Origin of the sequence: Streptomyces sp. KR80 (assembly GCF_052245555.1) — a bacterium.
Classification (GTDB): Bacteria; Actinomycetota; Actinomycetes; order Streptomycetales; family Streptomycetaceae; genus Streptomyces.
On record NZ_JBQQCD010000002.1, the window covers coordinates 517,534 to 533,209 of the forward strand.

12 protein-coding genes and 1 pseudogene are annotated in these 15,676 nt (G+C 73.0%); 2 read left to right on the plus strand and 11 right to left on the minus strand.

Translation table 11 applies throughout. From position 1 onward, the window contains the following. Nucleotides 1-64: 64 nt before the first annotated feature. On the minus strand, nucleotides 65-1,273 hold the full coding sequence (locus ACTWQI_RS05285; protein WP_443267878.1) for an NAD(P)-binding domain-containing protein: 1,209 nt from the start codon (nucleotides 1,271-1,273) through the stop codon (nucleotides 65-67). Nucleotides 1,274-1,332: 59 nt separating this feature from the next. Next, nucleotides 1,333-2,658, minus strand: a complete 1,326-nt coding sequence (locus ACTWQI_RS05290) for a carboxylate--amine ligase (RefSeq protein WP_443267880.1) — start codon at nucleotides 2,656-2,658, stop codon at nucleotides 1,333-1,335. Nucleotides 2,659-2,809: 151 nt separating this feature from the next. Between ACTWQI_RS05290 and ACTWQI_RS05295 the strand changes: the two genes are divergently transcribed. Next, the gene (locus ACTWQI_RS05295) at nucleotides 2,810-3,961 is read left to right on the plus strand and encodes a glycoside hydrolase family 26 protein (RefSeq protein WP_443267882.1); all 1,152 of its coding nucleotides are present in this window, start codon (nucleotides 2,810-2,812) and stop codon (nucleotides 3,959-3,961) included. Here the strand turns inward: ACTWQI_RS05295 and ACTWQI_RS05300 are convergent. The 9 genes from ACTWQI_RS05300 to ACTWQI_RS05340 form a co-directional block, all read right to left on the minus strand. Further along, nucleotides 3,943-5,082 carry a GNAT family N-acetyltransferase gene (locus ACTWQI_RS05300; RefSeq protein ID WP_443267939.1) on the minus strand — a complete coding sequence of 380 codons (1,140 nt, stop codon included), beginning with the start codon at nucleotides 5,080-5,082 and terminating at the stop codon, nucleotides 3,943-3,945. The two genes, ACTWQI_RS05295 and ACTWQI_RS05300, sit on opposite strands and share 19 nt — an antisense overlap. A 71-nt stretch (nucleotides 5,083-5,153) precedes the next feature. Next, on the minus strand, nucleotides 5,154-5,900 hold the full coding sequence (locus ACTWQI_RS05305; RefSeq protein ID WP_443267883.1) for a Wzz/FepE/Etk N-terminal domain-containing protein: 747 nt from the start codon (nucleotides 5,898-5,900) through the stop codon (nucleotides 5,154-5,156). A gap of 8 nt (nucleotides 5,901-5,908) precedes the next feature. Continuing rightward, entirely contained in the window at nucleotides 5,909-7,111 is a 1,203-nt protein-coding gene (locus ACTWQI_RS05310) for a glycosyltransferase (RefSeq protein WP_443267885.1), read from the minus strand. Next, nucleotides 7,108-7,857: a polysaccharide deacetylase family protein gene (locus tag ACTWQI_RS05315; RefSeq protein ID WP_443267887.1), complete on the minus strand. Its 750-nt coding sequence runs from the start codon at nucleotides 7,855-7,857 to the stop codon at nucleotides 7,108-7,110. The genes ACTWQI_RS05310 and ACTWQI_RS05315 overlap by 4 nt, the downstream gene beginning before the upstream one ends. Further along, nucleotides 7,847-9,571 carry a lipid II flippase MurJ gene (locus ACTWQI_RS05320; protein ID WP_443267888.1) on the minus strand — a complete coding sequence of 575 codons (1,725 nt, stop codon included), beginning with the start codon at nucleotides 9,569-9,571 and terminating at the stop codon, nucleotides 7,847-7,849. Before ACTWQI_RS05320 ends, ACTWQI_RS05315 begins: the two co-directional genes overlap by 11 nt. Further along, a complete protein-coding gene (locus ACTWQI_RS05325; protein WP_443267890.1) occupies nucleotides 9,568-10,965 on the minus strand; it encodes an O-antigen ligase family protein in 1,398 nt (465 codons plus the stop codon). The genes ACTWQI_RS05320 and ACTWQI_RS05325 overlap by 4 nt, the downstream gene beginning before the upstream one ends. Next, on the minus strand, nucleotides 10,965-12,602 hold the full coding sequence (locus ACTWQI_RS05330; protein ID WP_443267893.1) for a sugar transferase: 1,638 nt from the start codon (nucleotides 12,600-12,602) through the stop codon (nucleotides 10,965-10,967). The genes ACTWQI_RS05325 and ACTWQI_RS05330 overlap by 1 nt, the downstream gene beginning before the upstream one ends. Then, nucleotides 12,599-13,849, minus strand: a complete 1,251-nt coding sequence (locus ACTWQI_RS05335; RefSeq protein ID WP_443267895.1) for a glycosyltransferase — start codon at nucleotides 13,847-13,849, stop codon at nucleotides 12,599-12,601. Before ACTWQI_RS05335 ends, ACTWQI_RS05330 begins: the two co-directional genes overlap by 4 nt. Nucleotides 13,850-13,933: 84 nt before the next feature. Beyond that, nucleotides 13,934-15,028: a DUF3344 domain-containing protein gene (locus ACTWQI_RS05340; protein WP_443267897.1), complete on the minus strand. Its 1,095-nt coding sequence runs from the start codon at nucleotides 15,026-15,028 to the stop codon at nucleotides 13,934-13,936. 265 nt (nucleotides 15,029-15,293) lie between these two features. Here ACTWQI_RS05340 and ACTWQI_RS05345 point away from each other — a divergent pair. Then, nucleotides 15,294-15,676: pseudogene (locus ACTWQI_RS05345) on the plus strand (glycosyl transferase); the annotation flags it as partial.

Consider the following 15,676-nt stretch of genomic DNA (forward strand, 5'->3'; position numbering starts at 1 on the left):
AAACGCGAAACCGCTGACACCGAGATGTCAGCGGTTTCGCTGCGTCTGGCGTTCGGGCCGGACCTCACGCGTGCACGACGGTGCGCCCGAGCCGTCGCTGCACTCCGCGAAGCAGCCGCTGGGCCGTGAAGGATGCCCCGTAGACGAAGCGCATGGACGGTCCGAAGGCCGGCGCGGTCAGCAGCCCGGCGAAGAACAGCCCCGGGTACGAGGACTCGAACCGGCCGTTCAGCTCGGGGGCCCTGCCGCCGATCCTGCGCAGCCGGTCACGGACCACCGGGTCCAGGAGCTCCAGCCGCGCGAGGTCGGGTGTGAAGCCCGTCGCGGCGACCACATGCTCGGTCTCCAGTGCCGTGCGCGCGCCGGCGGGCGTGGTCAGGTCCAGCCGTACGCCGCCGGCCGCCGGGGACGCCGCCCGCAGCCGGTGCCCCAGCATCACCGGCACGCCGCTCTCGAAGCGGTCGCGCAGCCACCACGCCCCGGCCGGTCCCAGCGCCGTGTCGGCGATCCGCACCCGGGTGGAGCTCGGCAGCCGACGCACCGCCCACGGGATCTCCGACCAGACCCAACTCGGCCAGCCGGTGCCAAGACCGCAGTGCGGGTCGCGCAGCGAGCGCAGCAGACTGCGGTTCAGGGGCTGCGGCGGGGTGTTCCAGTTGAGCCGGTCCGAGCGGGCGACGACCCGGGGGGTGGCGCCCTCCTCGGCCAGCAGGGCGGCCGTCTCCAGCGCCGCCTGCCCGGCGCCGATCACGGTGACGTCCTTGCCCTTGAAGCGGGACAGGTCGTTGTGGTCGCTGCTGTGCGAGGCCAGGCCTTCCGGGAGGGTGCGCAGCGGCTCGGGGCGGTGGACGAAGGGCATCACGCCGACCGCGAGCGCCACCGCCCTGGCCGGGATCGTCTCGCCGTCCTCCGTGGCGACCACGAAGGCCCGGCCGCTGGGGCGTACGGCGGCCACGGTCTGCTCGTCGATGCGCGGCACGGCACGCTCGGAGAACCACAGACCGTAGTCCGTGAACGTGCCGATGGGGATCGGCTTGCCGTGCTCCGCAGGCAGTCCGCGGGAGGCACAGTACGCGGACAGGGTCCGATCCCCCGTCGGCTCTGACAGGTTCGAGGACCAGGGTTCCGACTTGAGGAACATGCCCCCGGGCATGTGGTCCCGCCAGGAGGCCATCGGGCGGCCGAGCACGCGAAGCCGCAGGCCGGCCGCGGCCGCGTGCGCCGCGATCGACAGTCCGTAGGGGCCGGCGCCGACGACTACCAGGTCGTACATGGGTGGTTCCCGCTCTCTCGTCGTGAAGTTGATGCGCTGTCGGTGGTCGGTGTCGGGCGTCAGGAGGCCGGTACGGCCGCGGGCCGGGGCCGCAGCCGTCGCAGCCCCTTCACACCGCCCCGCCCGAGCCACCCCGCGGCCATGGCCGCGAAGGGCGCCGGGTCGTCGGCGGCGAACCAGGCGGTCTCCGGGAACCGGTACGGACGACCCGTCCGGAGGCGGCGCCGTTCGGGCCGGAGCCGGGGCCGGGCGGTGGTGACGGCCGCGACGCCGGACAGCAGCGCGTAGTTCTCCGCCATGAAGACCCGGCCCGGCACGGGCCGGCCGGCGGCGACCGGCCGCCCGGTGAGGTCCAGATGCAGGGCGCGCACCACGTCCAGCCCGGTCCGGTCCGTGAACAGCCGGAACTGGGCGCCGGGGCGCGGGTTGAAGTCGAGCAGGTGGTAGCTGCCGGTCGTGCTGTCGCGCCGGAAGTCCAGATCGAGGATCCCCCGGTAGCCGACCCGCTCGGCCAACTGCCGGGCGGCGAGCTCGACTTCCGGGTTCGGCAGCCAGGTGCCGACGGCCGTCAGCCCGGTGCCCACCGGCCAGGACAGCTCCTTACGGCCGGTCCCTCCGTGCAGACACACGGCGCCTTCGCCGAAGCAGCCGTGGAAGAACCAGTCGGTGCCGTGGGTGCCGGGCAGATGGCGCTGGAGGAGTAGGCGGCTGCCGGCCCGCCCGCTGTGCTCGTAGAGGAGCCTGGCCTCCCCCGGTGTGCGGATCAGGGTGGTGCTCCGCAGCCCGGCGGCCCGCGGCAGCAGCCAGGGCCTGCTCCATTTCGCGACCACCGGCAGGCCGAGGTCGCGCGCGGTCGCGGCGGCCTCCGGCCCGCTGGCCGGGATCACCGTGGTCGGGTACGGCACGCCCGCGCTCGCGCAGAGGGTGGCCAGCTCCGCCTTGTCGGCCACGCGCTGCGGCAAGCCGGTTGGCTGAGCAGGCATCAGATAGCTGTCGGCGAGGAGCTCCGCGTGCCGGGCCACGACGATCGCACTGACATCGTCCATGGGGATCAGTACGGCGGGGCGCCCGATCCGACGGCCGATCCGGCGGAGCGTTTCGGGCAGCTGTGTGACGGACGGGCCGCCGGGTGACCAGCTGTGCGCACGGTGGACGTAACGGGAGCGGTTGACGGGGCTGTCCAGGGACTCGACGAGGGTGTGGACTTCGATTCCCACCCGTCCGAGAGATCTCACCGCACCGAGCGTTCCGTGGTGAAAGGGATTGTGGTCGAGGCGGATCAGCAGCACCGGTACGGCGGTGTCGAACGTCGGGCGTGATGCAGACGTCGGGGTGGTCTCAAGGGTCGGTTGCGGAGCGGGGTGAGCGGCGGGGTGGTGGTGCACCTGCTCCCCTTCGGGTCAGTGGGCCGTGCGGGCGAAAATTCACGTGACGGACTATCAGTAAGCATTTTGGAGAGAAGTTTACGAAATATGTCCCAATTACTGTCGATGGGTATGCATCCAGTGAGGGTTGCACGCCGGAAGGAGTAGCCCTATGCCCCACCGTCCCCGCAGGCTGGCGACCACCTGCCTCGGAGCGGTCACCGCGGGAGTCCTGCTCGCCGGGACGGCCATGGCGACGGTGGGCGCCGAGGGGGGCTGGCTGCTCAACCCGGATCCGGATCCCGCGCCCGGCGTCCCGTGGGGCGCGTTCCTCGGCTCAGGGCCGGAGGGCGTGGAGCGCATGCCCCAGATGGAGGACTGGCTGGACGGGGCCGACATGCGCGTGGGGCACACGTATCTGCCGGGCAACCGCTGGTCCGACATCGAGGGGCCGCCCGGCCTGCTGGAGCCGTGGGCGGAGTGGCGACGCGGTCACAAGGACCGGCTGTTCGTGCTGAACGTGCCGATGCTCGAGCGCAATGAGGCCGGGGTGCCCGACGAGGAGGTGGCCTCCCTGCTGGAGGAGGGTGCCACCGGGGCTCACGACCAGGTGTTCCGCACCCTGGCGCAACGGCTCGTCACCCTGGGGGTCCCGAACACGGTCATCGTGCTCGGCTGGGAGATGAACGGCGTGACGTACACCGGTCGCTGCGCCCCGCATCCCGAGGCCTGGAAGGAGTATTGGCGGCGGATCGTCACCACGATGCGCTCGGTCAAGGGCCAGCGCTTCCGTTTCGACTTCGCGCCCAGTCGCGGGGAGGACGCGATCGGCTGGACGGAGTGCTATCCGGGCGACGACGTGGTGGACATCATCGGCATGGACGCCTACGACCAGCCGCCGGGGAAGAGCTTCGAGGAGCAGATCGACGAGCCCTTCGGACTGGCCGATCACGTGGAGTTCGCCGCGGAGCACGACAAACCCACCTCGTACCCGGAGTGGGGTCTGTTCCGCAACGGCGACAACGCCGACTACATGCGCGGCATGCTGCAGTGGATCGCCGATCACCCACCCGAGTACCACACCATCACGGACTACTGCCCGCACGGCGTGTGGCGCTGCGAGCAGAACCCGGAGTCCACGGAGATCTTCCAGGCCGTGCAGTCGTCCCTGCCGCCGGACCACGACACCGTGCCGCGCGAGACCGAGTGCCTCGCGCTGGATCTGGGCCCGTGGCTCGAGGCGCTGATCGGCAGGCGCAGGCTCTGTATCCGCTTCAGCTGGGGCGACGACCGGGGCCCGCGGATTCACCCGGCGATGCGGTAGGCGACCGCGCGCCAGCTGTTCAGCCGGGCGCGCCAGGCGAGCAGTGCGGGGAGCCGGGTCCGGACGGCCTCGGCCAGCCGCGGCCGCGACGCCGCCTGAGCCGCGTGGAGGACCAGCAGGGATCCCAGCTCCGGCCGGGCGAGCAGGAGGCGCTGATTGGTGACGACGACCGGCCGCCAGTGGCGCTTGTAGGCCTCGTCGCCGCGCAGCAGGCTCACCACGCCCCGGCCGGTCTCCGCGGCGAAAGCGGCGTCGCGACGCAGCAGCATGGTGCTGAGGTCGGCGCCCCTGGCCCGTAGATCGGGGTGCGCCCCGTAGAGGTAGCCGCCGGCCAGGTCGGCGGAGATCAGGTTCACGTCCACGGCCAGCACCCGCTCCCCGATGCGGTATTCGGTCAGCTGCGCGTCCCCCGCGGGGACCATCTCCCGCAGGGCGCGCACGAGGTGCTCGGCGAAGCGCGGCCTGCTGTGCTCGGGCGTGCCACCGCGGCGCTGCCACTGCAGGGCGTGCAGCCGCAGCATCGTGGCGACCGCTTCGGGCACCTCGTACGCGGGCACGGTGCGGTGCGCCACGCCGAGGGAGTCGAGCTTGCGCAGTTTGGCCCGGGTGCGGCGGGCGCTGGGGCCGGGCATCCGCTCGAGCAGCCGGTCCATGGGGATGCCGGGAAGCTCCAGGCAGACGGAGTCCGCGAGCCGGTGCCTGGGGCCCGCCCAGAGGTCGAAGACCCGCTCCGCCGCCGCGCCGGGGCGCACCTCGCGCAGATCGACGACGGCGCGGCGGGCCGCCCGGCCGAGTCCCGCCGTGAGCGCCGCCGCCGCGGTGTCGGCGCAGCCGTCGTCGAGCAGTACGTCGAAGAAGTCGGAGATGTCCCCGCCAAGCGGTACGAGCGCGGGCAGCGGACGGTACGTCAGCATCAACGGCGCGACGCCGACGAGCCGCCCGTCGCCGCGCCGCACCAGGATCAGTCGGAGGCGTCCGGGGATTCCGTAGGACAGCCACCAGGAGTGGAGCCAGCCGTGGGTCTGGAACGGGGTCGCGCTGCGGCAGCGCCGGTAGAGGTCGGTCCACTCGGGTGCCAGCCGAGCGAACCGGTCCGGATCCCGGCAGACGGCCACGGACAGCCCGCCGGCCGCAGACTCGGGTGCGGCCGGAAGGGACCGCGGTACTGCTGGAGGGGCAACGGTGCGCGCCGTCACCGCGAGCCGTCCCCGGCCAGCTTCTTCGACGGCTTCCTGACCGGCTTTCTGATCCGGCGGGGGTTGGCCGGCTCGGGACGGTTGCGCACGGGGTCGGTCGCGGGCCGCGGTTCGGCCGCGGGAGCCGGGACGCCGGAGCTCGACGACCGCCGGCTGCCGGGACGGACCAGCAGCACGAGGCAGCCGATGAGCCCTCCGGCGCAGAGTCCGACGGCGGTGGAGAGCGTGCCGGAGGGAGTGACCGGGCTGGTGGGGGTGAGGGCCCGGGAGAGCAGGATGAGCCGGACGCCGGTGCTCTTCGTCGAGCCATTGGCGTACACGGTGAGCGCGCGGGCGACCTCGTTCGCGTTGCCGGCCGCCCGGGCAGCCCTGGTGTCGCTGCCGGTGATCTCGATCATTGGGGCGTCGGGGGATGTGACGGCCTGGACCCGGTCCCGGAGATCGGCCACGGACCAGCCCGTCGCCATCTGGGCGCCGCCGAGCACCACGCTGTCGGTGACGACGCGGCCGTAGGCGTGGGCGTATCCGAGGGCGGTGGCGGGATCCGTGCTCTTGTCGGCGGAGACGACCACATAGCTGGTCGCCCGGTACTGAGGGGTCTTCAGCACTCCGTACGCGGCGCCGCAGACCGTGCCCAGCACGGCGCACAGGGCGAGCGGCCACCACGCGGGGAGCCGGAGCGCGCTGCGCAGTCTGCGGTACAGCCGGGTGGGCGCGGTCTTGGCCAGGACGGTGTCGGTCATGACGTCGGTCACCTCTTCGGGTCGGACACGGCGGGGAGAGAGGGGTGAAGAGTCAGCGGGGTGCGCCGGCCGGCGTATCCCCGGCGTCCGGCGGTGCGTTGGTAGAGCGCCGCCAGCCGGTCGGCGCTGCGGGTGATGTCGTAGCGCCCGACGGCGGCGGGAACGGGCAGCCGCCGCGGTCCGGTGGCCGCGTGCTCACGCCGTACGCCGGCCAGGGCGGTGGCGAGCTCCCGTACGCCGGTGCCGATGCGCCGCGCCCCGGGCGCCTCGGCCGCGGGCAGTTCGTCGATGGCCGGGCAGGTGACGTGCAGCACGGGGAGCCCGGCGGCGAGGGCCTCGAGGACGGCGAGACCGAAGGTCTCCTCGGCGGACGGGGAGACGAAGACGTCCATGGCGGCGAGGAGCCCGGGGAGCTGTGCGGACCGGTCGGCGCCCGCCTCGACCGCTCCGTCGCGCTCGCCGAGCAGCAGGGCACGATCGCCGAAGCCGAGCTCCGTCGCGAGGGTGCGCAAGGCGGCGCGCTCCGGACCGTCGCCGACGAGCAGCAGCCGGGCGTCGGGGAACCCGGCCACCGCGCGCAGCAGGACGTCGTACCGCTTGCCCGGTACGAGACGGCCGACTCCCCCGGCGACGAAGGCGTCTTCGGGGATGCCGAGCCGGGCGCGGGCCGCTGTCCTGAGGGCCGGGTCGTACCGGAAGAGGCGGGCGTCGATGCCGTTGGGCACCAGATGGATGCGGTCCTCGGGCACGCCCCAGGACCGCAGGCGGTCGGCCACGGTGGCCGAGACGGCGACGGTGGAGGACCCGAGACGCTCGGTCGCCAGGTAGAGGGCACGGGTGCCGGGCGTGAGCGGACGGCCTTCGATGACGGCTTCGCCGAGTGAGTGCTCGGTGGCGAGCACCGCCCGGACACCGGCCAGCCGGGCGGCGATCCGGCCGAAGACGCAGGCCCGGTAGAGGTGGGTGTGCACGAGGTCGTACCGCCCGGCCCGGATCGCCCGAGCCAGTCGGGGCAGCGCGGACACATCGCGGTTGCCCCCCATGCCGAGGTGGCTGACGCGGGTGCCGTCGCCGCGGATGCCGTGCGCGACCGCTCCGGGGTTGGTGAGGGTGATGACATCGCAGTGCACCGGCAGATGACGGAGCAGCAGCCGGAGTTGCTGTTCGGCTCCGCCCGCTGCCAGGCCCGTGATGATGTGCAGCACCCTCATCGACCGGCTCCGGCCAGATCGGGGCCGGGGGACGCCCCGGTGGGCATCGGGCGGCGGCGCAGCGGGTGCAGCAGCCTTTTGACGGTGAGCCGGAGAGCGGTGTCACGGTCGCCGACGTGGATGCGGGGCAGGGCGTAGCGGCCGGTGAGCGGGCCGGGCGCGATAGCGCAGGCGTAGCCGTAGCCGGCGGCGCGCACCGCTTCGGCCGCCCGGGCGTCGACATCGCCGTACGCGTAGCAGTAGCCCTCCACCGGGCGGCCGGTGATCTCCTGGAGCAGCTCGCGGCTGCGGGCCGTCTCGTGCCGCAGGGCGCTGTCGTCGGCCTCCGGGAGGGAGAGATGCAGCATGCCGTGGGAGCCGACCTCCATCCCGGCCTCGGCGGCGGCGCGGATACCGTCCTCGGTGAGCAGCGGTTTGCGCGGGCCGAGCGGGTCCCACGCGTTGTCGCCGCCGAGCCGGCCGGGCAGTACGAACACCGTTGCGGTGAAGCCGCGTTCCTTCAGCAGCGGGACGGCGTTCTCGGTGAAGTCGGTGTAGCCGTCGTCGAAGGTCAGGCCGACCAGGCGGGCTCCCCGTCCGGCGGCGCGCTCGCGCAGCAGCTCCGCCACGCCGACGCCGCGCAGTCCGCGGGCGGCGAGCCAGCGCAACTGGCGGCGGAGCCGGTCCGGGGAGACGGTGATCAGATAGGGGTCCTCCATGTAGTCGGTCACGGAGTGGTACATCAGCAGCCAGGGTTCACGGGGCATGGCGGAGCTTTCGTTTGACGGCGGAGATGAGCAGCGGGACTTCCGGAGCCCGTACCGCGAAGGCCGCGGCGGCGAAGGCGGCCGGGACGATCAGGCAGCCGGCCAGTGCGGTGCCGAGGGTGGAGGGGACGAGGGGGGCGGCGGCCCATCCGGCGGCGGCCGCCGCTGCTGCGGCGAGACCGAGCCTGAGGAGGTCGGCCGTCACCCGGCGGACGTCGATGGCGATGACCTGTACGACCAGTCCGCGCAGCAGGATCAGCGCGGTGGCGGTGATGCCGGCGGCGTTGGCCGCGGCGATGCCGTGGACGCCCCAGTGGGGAACGGCGGCGAGGGCCCCGGCGATGGTGATCAGCAGGCCGACGGCCATGGCGGCCGCCGGGTGCCAGGTCGGCCGGGCGACGGAGAAGAAGGTCCGGGTCAGGGCCCCCGTAAGGCTGTGCCCGAGCAAGCCGAGGGCGTAGACGCGCATGACGGCGGCCGTCGCGGTGGTGTCCTGGGCGTCGAAGGCGCCGCGCTGGAAGAGCAGTTCGATGAGCTGGGGGGCGTAGGCGATGACGTAGGCGGACCCGATGAGCACGAGGAGTCCGGCCAGGGTCAGATCGCGTTCGACGCGGCGGCGGGCCCGGTCCGCCTCGCCGTCGGCCATCGCCCGGGCCACCATGGGAAACGTCACCGTGACGATCATCAGGGACAGGACCATCGGGACCTGAGCGACCTTCTGCGCGTAGTTGAGGTGCGAGATGGCCCCCGCGGGCAGGGAGGACGCGAGATTGCGCTCGACCAGGACCTGCGCCTGACGGGTGAACGCGAAGAGGGCGGCGGGAGCGAGCACGGCGAGACCGGCCGGCAGGGCCCAGCCGCCCGGGCGGAGCCGAGTGAGCGGACGCATCCGCCCGACCAGGCCGCCCAGATCGGCCGACTGCCGGGGGATCCGGCGGCGGGTGCCCCGGCGGCGGCCGGACCGGGCCGGCAGGTGCCGCAGGAACGAGGGCAGTTGGACCAGCACCATCAGGGCGCTGCCCAGGGCGACTCCGACCGCCGCTGCGCGCACCCCGGAGATCTGGTGCATCACCAGCATCGTGGCGATGATGCCGACGTTGTAGGCGACGTAGATGGCCGCCGGTGGCAGGAACCGCCGGTGTGCTCGGAGCGCGGCGCTGAAGTAGCCGGCGATGCCGAAGCTGAGGACCGTAATGGCGGTGAGCCGGGTGCACTCCACCGCCAGGCCGGGGTCGGCCAGGCCGGGTGCGAGCAGATGTACGAGGGTGGGTGCGGCGGCGACCAGCAGCGCGACGGCGGCTGCGAGGGCGAGGAACAGCCGCGGAGCGGTCGAGGCCACGAGCCGTCCGACGGGGTCGGGCGCCGACCCGGCCTCGCCGGGGTCGAGGGCGGCGCGCCGGGAGAGCGCCAGGCTGAAGGCCGGGACCATCACGAGGGCCATGGCGTCCTCGATGAGCAGGGTCGACGCGATCTCCGGCACGGTCCAGGCGACGAGGAAGGCGTCCGTCTCGCTGTCCGCGCCGAAGAGATGGGCGACCAGTTGGTCCCGTACCAGCCCGAAGACCGCCCCGGCCGCGGTGAGGACCGCCGTGACGGCCGCGGCTCGGGCGATGAACCGCTCGGGCCCGGACGGGGGCACGGGAGCCGCGTGCGGCGAGGCAGTCCCCGGCGGCCGTCCGGAAGCCGGGGACGGCATGGTGGCCGCGTCGCTCATCGGCGTCCCGCCGGGTCGTCGGCCACCGCGTGCGGCGAGAGCGCCCACCAGGCCACCAGGCCGAACATCATGGCGGTGAGCACGGTGGACGGGCCGCCGATGTCGCTGTACACGGAGTCGGCACACTCCAGGACGAGCAGCCCGATGGCGGCCAGTCCGCAGTCCACCGGCCAGCCGGCGCGGCGGGCTCGCCGCAGTCTCCTCAGGCCCAGCACCAGCAGGGCGGTCCAGCTGCCGACGACGGCGGTGATCCCTACCAGGCCCTGCTCGCTGAGGAGGAGCAGATACATGCTGTGCGGGGTGAGCAGTGGTTCGCGCTGGTACATCGCGCCCGCGCCACCGGTGTCGCTGCCAGAGGAGAGGGCAAGCGACGCGTGTGCGTCGCGGTGGGCGGGGAAGCCCTTGATGCCGACTCCGGTCGCCGGGTCGTCGCGCCAGATGGCGGTGGCGGCGTCCCACAGCGCGTAGCGGTCGATGACCGACTGATCGGGCGCGTCGGTCACCTGGGTGATGCTGGTGAGGCGTTCGCTGATGAGGGCGGTGCCCACGCCCGCGCCGCCGACCAGGACGACGAGGGCGGCGATCAGTACGGCGAAGGTGCCGAAGGCGATGCGCAGCCCGGCGAGCAGGAGGACGACCGTGGCCGCCAGCGCGGTGGCGATCCACGATCCGCGGCTGAAGGAGAAGACCAGCGGGATCACCAGGAACCCGGCGCAGGTCAGGGCGGCCGGGCGCAGCCACCGGGGGCTGCCGGGGGACGGGACGAGCCCCAGGGCGAGCGTGAGCACGACCCCCTGGGCGACCGCGCTGGCCATGCCCATCACATCGAGCGGTCCGAAGGTCCCGACGGCGCGGATGTCCTCTCCGGCGTACGAGGCGCCGGTGCGGGTGACGTACTGGTGGACACCGATCACGCCCTGCACCACCGCGACGGTGATCATCGCGCCGGCCACCCACAGGAAGTCCCGGCGCGAGCGGAGCAGCAGCATCGTGGCCGCGGGGACGACGACGAAGATCTGGATGTAGCGAACGAAGCCGGTGAGGCTGGCCGCTCCGTCGAGTGACGCCGCGGTCGAGACCGCGAAGGCGACCACCGGGGCGCTCAGTACGGCGACGGCGGGCCAGGTCAGCAGCCGACGCCGGTCGCGCAGCAGGACGATCCCGCAGACGACGACCAGCAGGGCCGAGGCCACGTCCGCGGCCGTCAGATGGACGGCGGCGGTGATGTCGCTCTCGCGGTCCGCGGGTACGCACAGCAGCAGAACGGCCGCCATGGCGGGCAGCACCCGCCACATCCCGGACAGTCGCGCCCGTACCGGCTCCAGGGCCGCACTCGGCGTCAGCCGGTCCTGCTGGCGCGGCATCGCAGGCCCGGCCATCACCTGACTGCTCATCAGCTTCCTCCGCACCGGAAGAGGGACCCCGCGGTGCGCAGCAGGATCCGCACGTCCTGCCAGAGCGACCACGTCTCGATGTAGTGGTTGTCGAACCGGGCCCGGTCCTCGATGGAGGTGTCCCCGCGCAGGCCGTGTACCTGCGCGAGGCCGGTGATGCCGGCGGGCATCCGGTGGCGGGCCGCGTAACCGGGGTCGGCATGGCTGAACTTGCGGACGAAGTACGGCCGCTCGGGCCGCGGCCCGACCAGGCTCATGTCGCCGCGCAGCACGTTCCACAGCTGGGGCAACTCGTCGAGGGAGGTGCGGCGCAGCAGGTGGCCGACACCGCTCATCCGCCCGTCGTCCGCGACGTTCCACAGCGTTGCCGACTCATGCTCGTCGGCGGGGCGGAGGGTGCGGAACTTCAGCACCGTGAACGGCCGCCCCGCCATGCCGATCCGCTCCTGACGGAAGATCACCCCTGGGCCGTCGGCCCACCGTACGGCGACGGCGCAGACCAGCATCACCGGCGCGGCGATGATCAGCGCCACGACCGAGATCACGATGTCCAGGGCGCGCTTTCCGACGATGCCGATGCGGTGCCGCGGCGGGGCGTCCAATCGCTGGCAGGCGAAGCCCCAGATGTGGTCCGGTCCCCCGGGGCGTCGGGGTCCGGCGTCGGCCGCCGGGTCGCCGTGCACCAGCCACAGCGCGCAGCCGAGCTCTGCGAACAGCCGGACGAGCGCGGCGTCCTGCGGGTCCTCCCAGGGGCTGCGGGTGAAAACGGCGTCCCGTACGGCGTTCTGGATGACGGCGCGCGTGATGTCCTCAGGAGAGGCGAGGACCGGAACGGGCAGCTCCGCGGGGAGCGGCTGCCCTGGGTCGCGTCCCTTCTCGAGCTTCCTGCCCAACTCCCGGTCCAGCTCGTCCCGGCCCGGGCCGCCCGTGTCGTCCACGCTCTCGACGACGGTCTCGGGGGCCGCCCTGTCGGCCGGGACGGAGGCGGGCGCCGGGGCGGGCGCAAGCGCGGACGCCGGACCGACCAGGCCGACCGGCCGCATGCCGTACTCCGGGTGGTCGTGGAGCGCGGTGAAGACCCGACGGCCCGCCGGTCCCCCGCCCACCACCAGAGCGGACTGCGGCCGCCGACGCCTCCCCCGCCGCCGTACGCCGTGGACCGCGCCGCGGAACGCGCAGGCCAGCACCACATGTGCCGACACCACCCCGAGCAGCAGAGCCCAGCTCGGGGCCGCCGAGGAGCGGAGCCCGGCCAACAGGGCGGCCGCCAGGCTCCAGGCGATGACGCACTGGGCCACCAGCCGCGGCAGTTCGTCGAGCGCCGTGGTGGACGGGCCGGGGCGGTAGAGACCGCGGTGCGCGCCCACGAGCAGGCCCGCGGCGAAGGCGGGACCGAGGGCGACGACGAACCGTTGCGCATCGCCGAGCAGCGCCGCGGCGGCCGTCGCGGCGAGGCAGTCGACGGCGGCGAGTGCCGCTGCCGCCCGACCGCCGGGTACCGCCCCGGTGCCTGAGACCGGTGTGCTCCGACGGTAGGCGCGAAGCGGTGCGAAGGCCGGCGTGGCCGGGCGGGACGTGTCGTCGAGCAGGGACACGACCCGCCCGGGATTGGGCACCCCTGCGTTCTCCGTGGTCATCGCCTGATGTGCTCCCTGCGGTCGGTGAACGGTCCCGGTCGGCCGCCGGGTCCGTGACGTGCGTCCGGTGCCGCACGGTCCTGCGGACCGGGACCGGCGGGGCTCGGGCCGAGCAGTTCGCGGTACAGACCTGACACGGCCTCCGCCGTGCGCCCCACGTCGTGGGCCGCGCGTACGTGCTCGTACGCCTGCCGTCCGAGGGTGTCGCGCAGCCGTTGGTCGAGGAGCAGTGCCGTCAGGACGCGGGCGAGTGCGTCCGCGTGGTCCGGCGGCACGAGGCAGTGGGGGGCGTGATCGGGCGCCAGGCTTTCCCGGGCGCCGGCCACGTCGGAGACGACGACCGGCCGTCCGCAGGCCATGGCTTCGAGTGGTGCGAGGGCCATGCCCTCCCAGCGGGACGGCAGGACGACGAGGTCGGCGGCCGCGTACCAGGGAGCGGTGTCGGCCGCTTCTCCGGCGAACAGCGTCCCGTGCGGCGCGAGACGGCGCAGCGCGTCCCGGTCGGGACCGTCACCGACGAGGACGAGCCGCGCTCCGGGCACCCGGGCCACGACCCGGGACCACGCTCGCAAGAGCACGTCCTGGCCCTTCTGCCGGCACAGCCGCCCGACGCAGACCACCAGGGGCGTCTGCGGCAGCAGGGTGCGCAGCGGGGCGAGTTCGGTACGGGCGCGCGCCCGGGCGGCCGCGTCCGCGAGGCGGAAGCGGCCGGTGTCGACCCCGTTGCGGATCACGGCCCAGTGGGCTGCCAGGCCCGCGTCCCGGCCGCGCCGCAGCTCGTCCTCGCTGACGCACAGCACGCAGGCGGCCCACCGGGCCGCGTACCGCTCCCAGCGGAGCGCCAAGCCCGCGGTCGCCCCGTCGACGGCCTCGAAGGACCAGGCGTGCGGCTGGAAGACGGTGGGGATGCGGCCGCGGACGGCGAGCCGGGCGGCGAGTCCGGCCTTGGCGCTGTGGGCGTGCACCAGATCGGGCGCCGTCCGCCGGATCAGCCGGGCGAGCCGCCCGGTCTCACCGGGCAGCCGCGGGCCCGGTGCCCGGCGGGCGGGCCAGGAGAGTACCCGGGCTCCCGACGCGGCGACGGCCTCGCCCAGCATGCCACCGGGTGGGCAGGCAACTACGGTGCGCAGTCCGCTGTGCGCCTGGGCGTACACCAGGTCAGTGACGACTCTGGCGACACCGCCGTCGACGGGCTGGGAGATGTGCAGCACCGTCAACCGGCGTCCTTCACGCTTGTGTTGCGGCACGCGGTGCTCCCCGTACACGGACCGGATGGAATGCATATCCCGGCGGCGAGGACCGCCGGTGTGCTCTTCACCTCGGCGTTGGCGTCAGCGGGCGGTGTCGGCCTGCAGGAAGAGGGCGCCGAGGTGGTATCTCTCCTCCGCGGTGCCGAAGGTGACCGTGAGCCGCCCGGCGCCCTGGGTGAGGGCCGGCCGCAGGTCGTAGACGTCGGAGTCGAGGCCCAGGGTGTTCGCGTAGGAGGGCCGGCGGCCGGACGCCGGCTTTCCGTGGTCGCTGATCGTCGAATTCATGGCGTCGTCGGGCGGGTTGGCGGCGTCGCTCAGCCTGACCGGGGCGGCGCGGTCGGAACCGACGCCGAGGGTGTTCGTGCCCTCGCCGCGGTCGCCGTCGTAGGCGACGACGCCCAGGCTCCCCGAGCCACCGGGCGGAACGGAGAGGCCGTCGAGGGCGACGCTGTACTCACGGCGCTGCGAGCTCATGGTCTCGAAGCCGTCCCAGATGCCGAGTTGGCGCAGCGGTGCGTTCCGGTCCTCATAGGCGACGACCAAGGTCCAGCCGCCCCAGGCTCCGTCCCCGGTGTGTCCCTGGGCCACGTTGACCTGGGCGACGGTGTAGTCACCGGGCTTGCTGTCCCGGACGATGTGGGTGACATCGGCGGAGGCGGCGAACGCGTCGACGCCGTGGTCGAGGTGGTGCCCGATCGTGGTGTCCGCCACGACCTCCTTGTACTCCCCGCCCGGTTCGGCGAAGAGCACCCGCCCACTGTCCCCGGGCGGTTTCTGCTCACCGACCCGCAGATTCGCTCCCCAATACAAGCGGGCGTAGGACACGGTGGCATTCTTGGGCAGCCGCAGCTCCGCCCGGCTGGAGTTATAGGTGTTGCGGTCCTTGTCGACATCGATGTACGTCATGCGGTAGTCACTATTGGTGCCGGCCCGGCCATCTTGGGCGCCTTCGCAGGAGGGCGCCTGCCGCCGGACTGCGGACTGGCAGGTGACGGAGGAATTCGCGGCCCTGACGATGCCGCCGCGCTGAACGGCCCGAAAGCGCTCGGTGAGCGTAATCTTCGGCGCTTCCCTTATCGCCGGAACGGCCACCGTCTGCGGCAGCGCGAGTGCCACGGCCGCGGACGAGACGGCGCACAGCACGCCTTGGCCCGTGCGGCCCAAGGTAACCCGCATGATGGTCCTCCGATTTTCTGCAAGATAAATCCGGCTCAGGGACCATCGCAGATCGAAATATCCAAATCACGCGAGACGCGCCCGAATAGTCCGAGCGTGTAGTCGCCCATTTGGCACACCATCATGGCACGCCGAAAATCCGATGTGCGCAGTACGGCTCCATGTGCTCGTTACATTCTCATCCCGGGAGATGACCAGTTGAATTGAGCCGGATGGGTCATCGGCCCCATGTGTTCCGCCGATACGAGTCCGCGGGGGCGCCCTGATGGCTTCGCCGAGCCATGTCTACGACTACGACCGCTACAGCCAATTGGCCGGGCCGCTCACCGAGCCCGAGCCGGGGCGCCCGTACCGGGTCCGGTACCGGGGTCTGCTGGCCCAGGAGCGCCACCGCCGTCGCGCCGGTCTGCTGCTCTGTACGGCGCCCGTGGTCTCCGCATTCCTCCTCGTGTGGCTGATGCAGCCGAAGCACTGGGTGCACCGCCCGTACGCCTCCCGCTGGGAGACGGTCGCGGACCTGGTCATGCTGGTGTCGATCGGGCTGATCGAGCTCTTCCGCACCCTGAACGTGCTCTCCAACGCACACGCCACCCTCGTCGCCCGGGACCCGATCCCGGTCGTCCCCGAGAACGGCACCAAAGTCGCCTT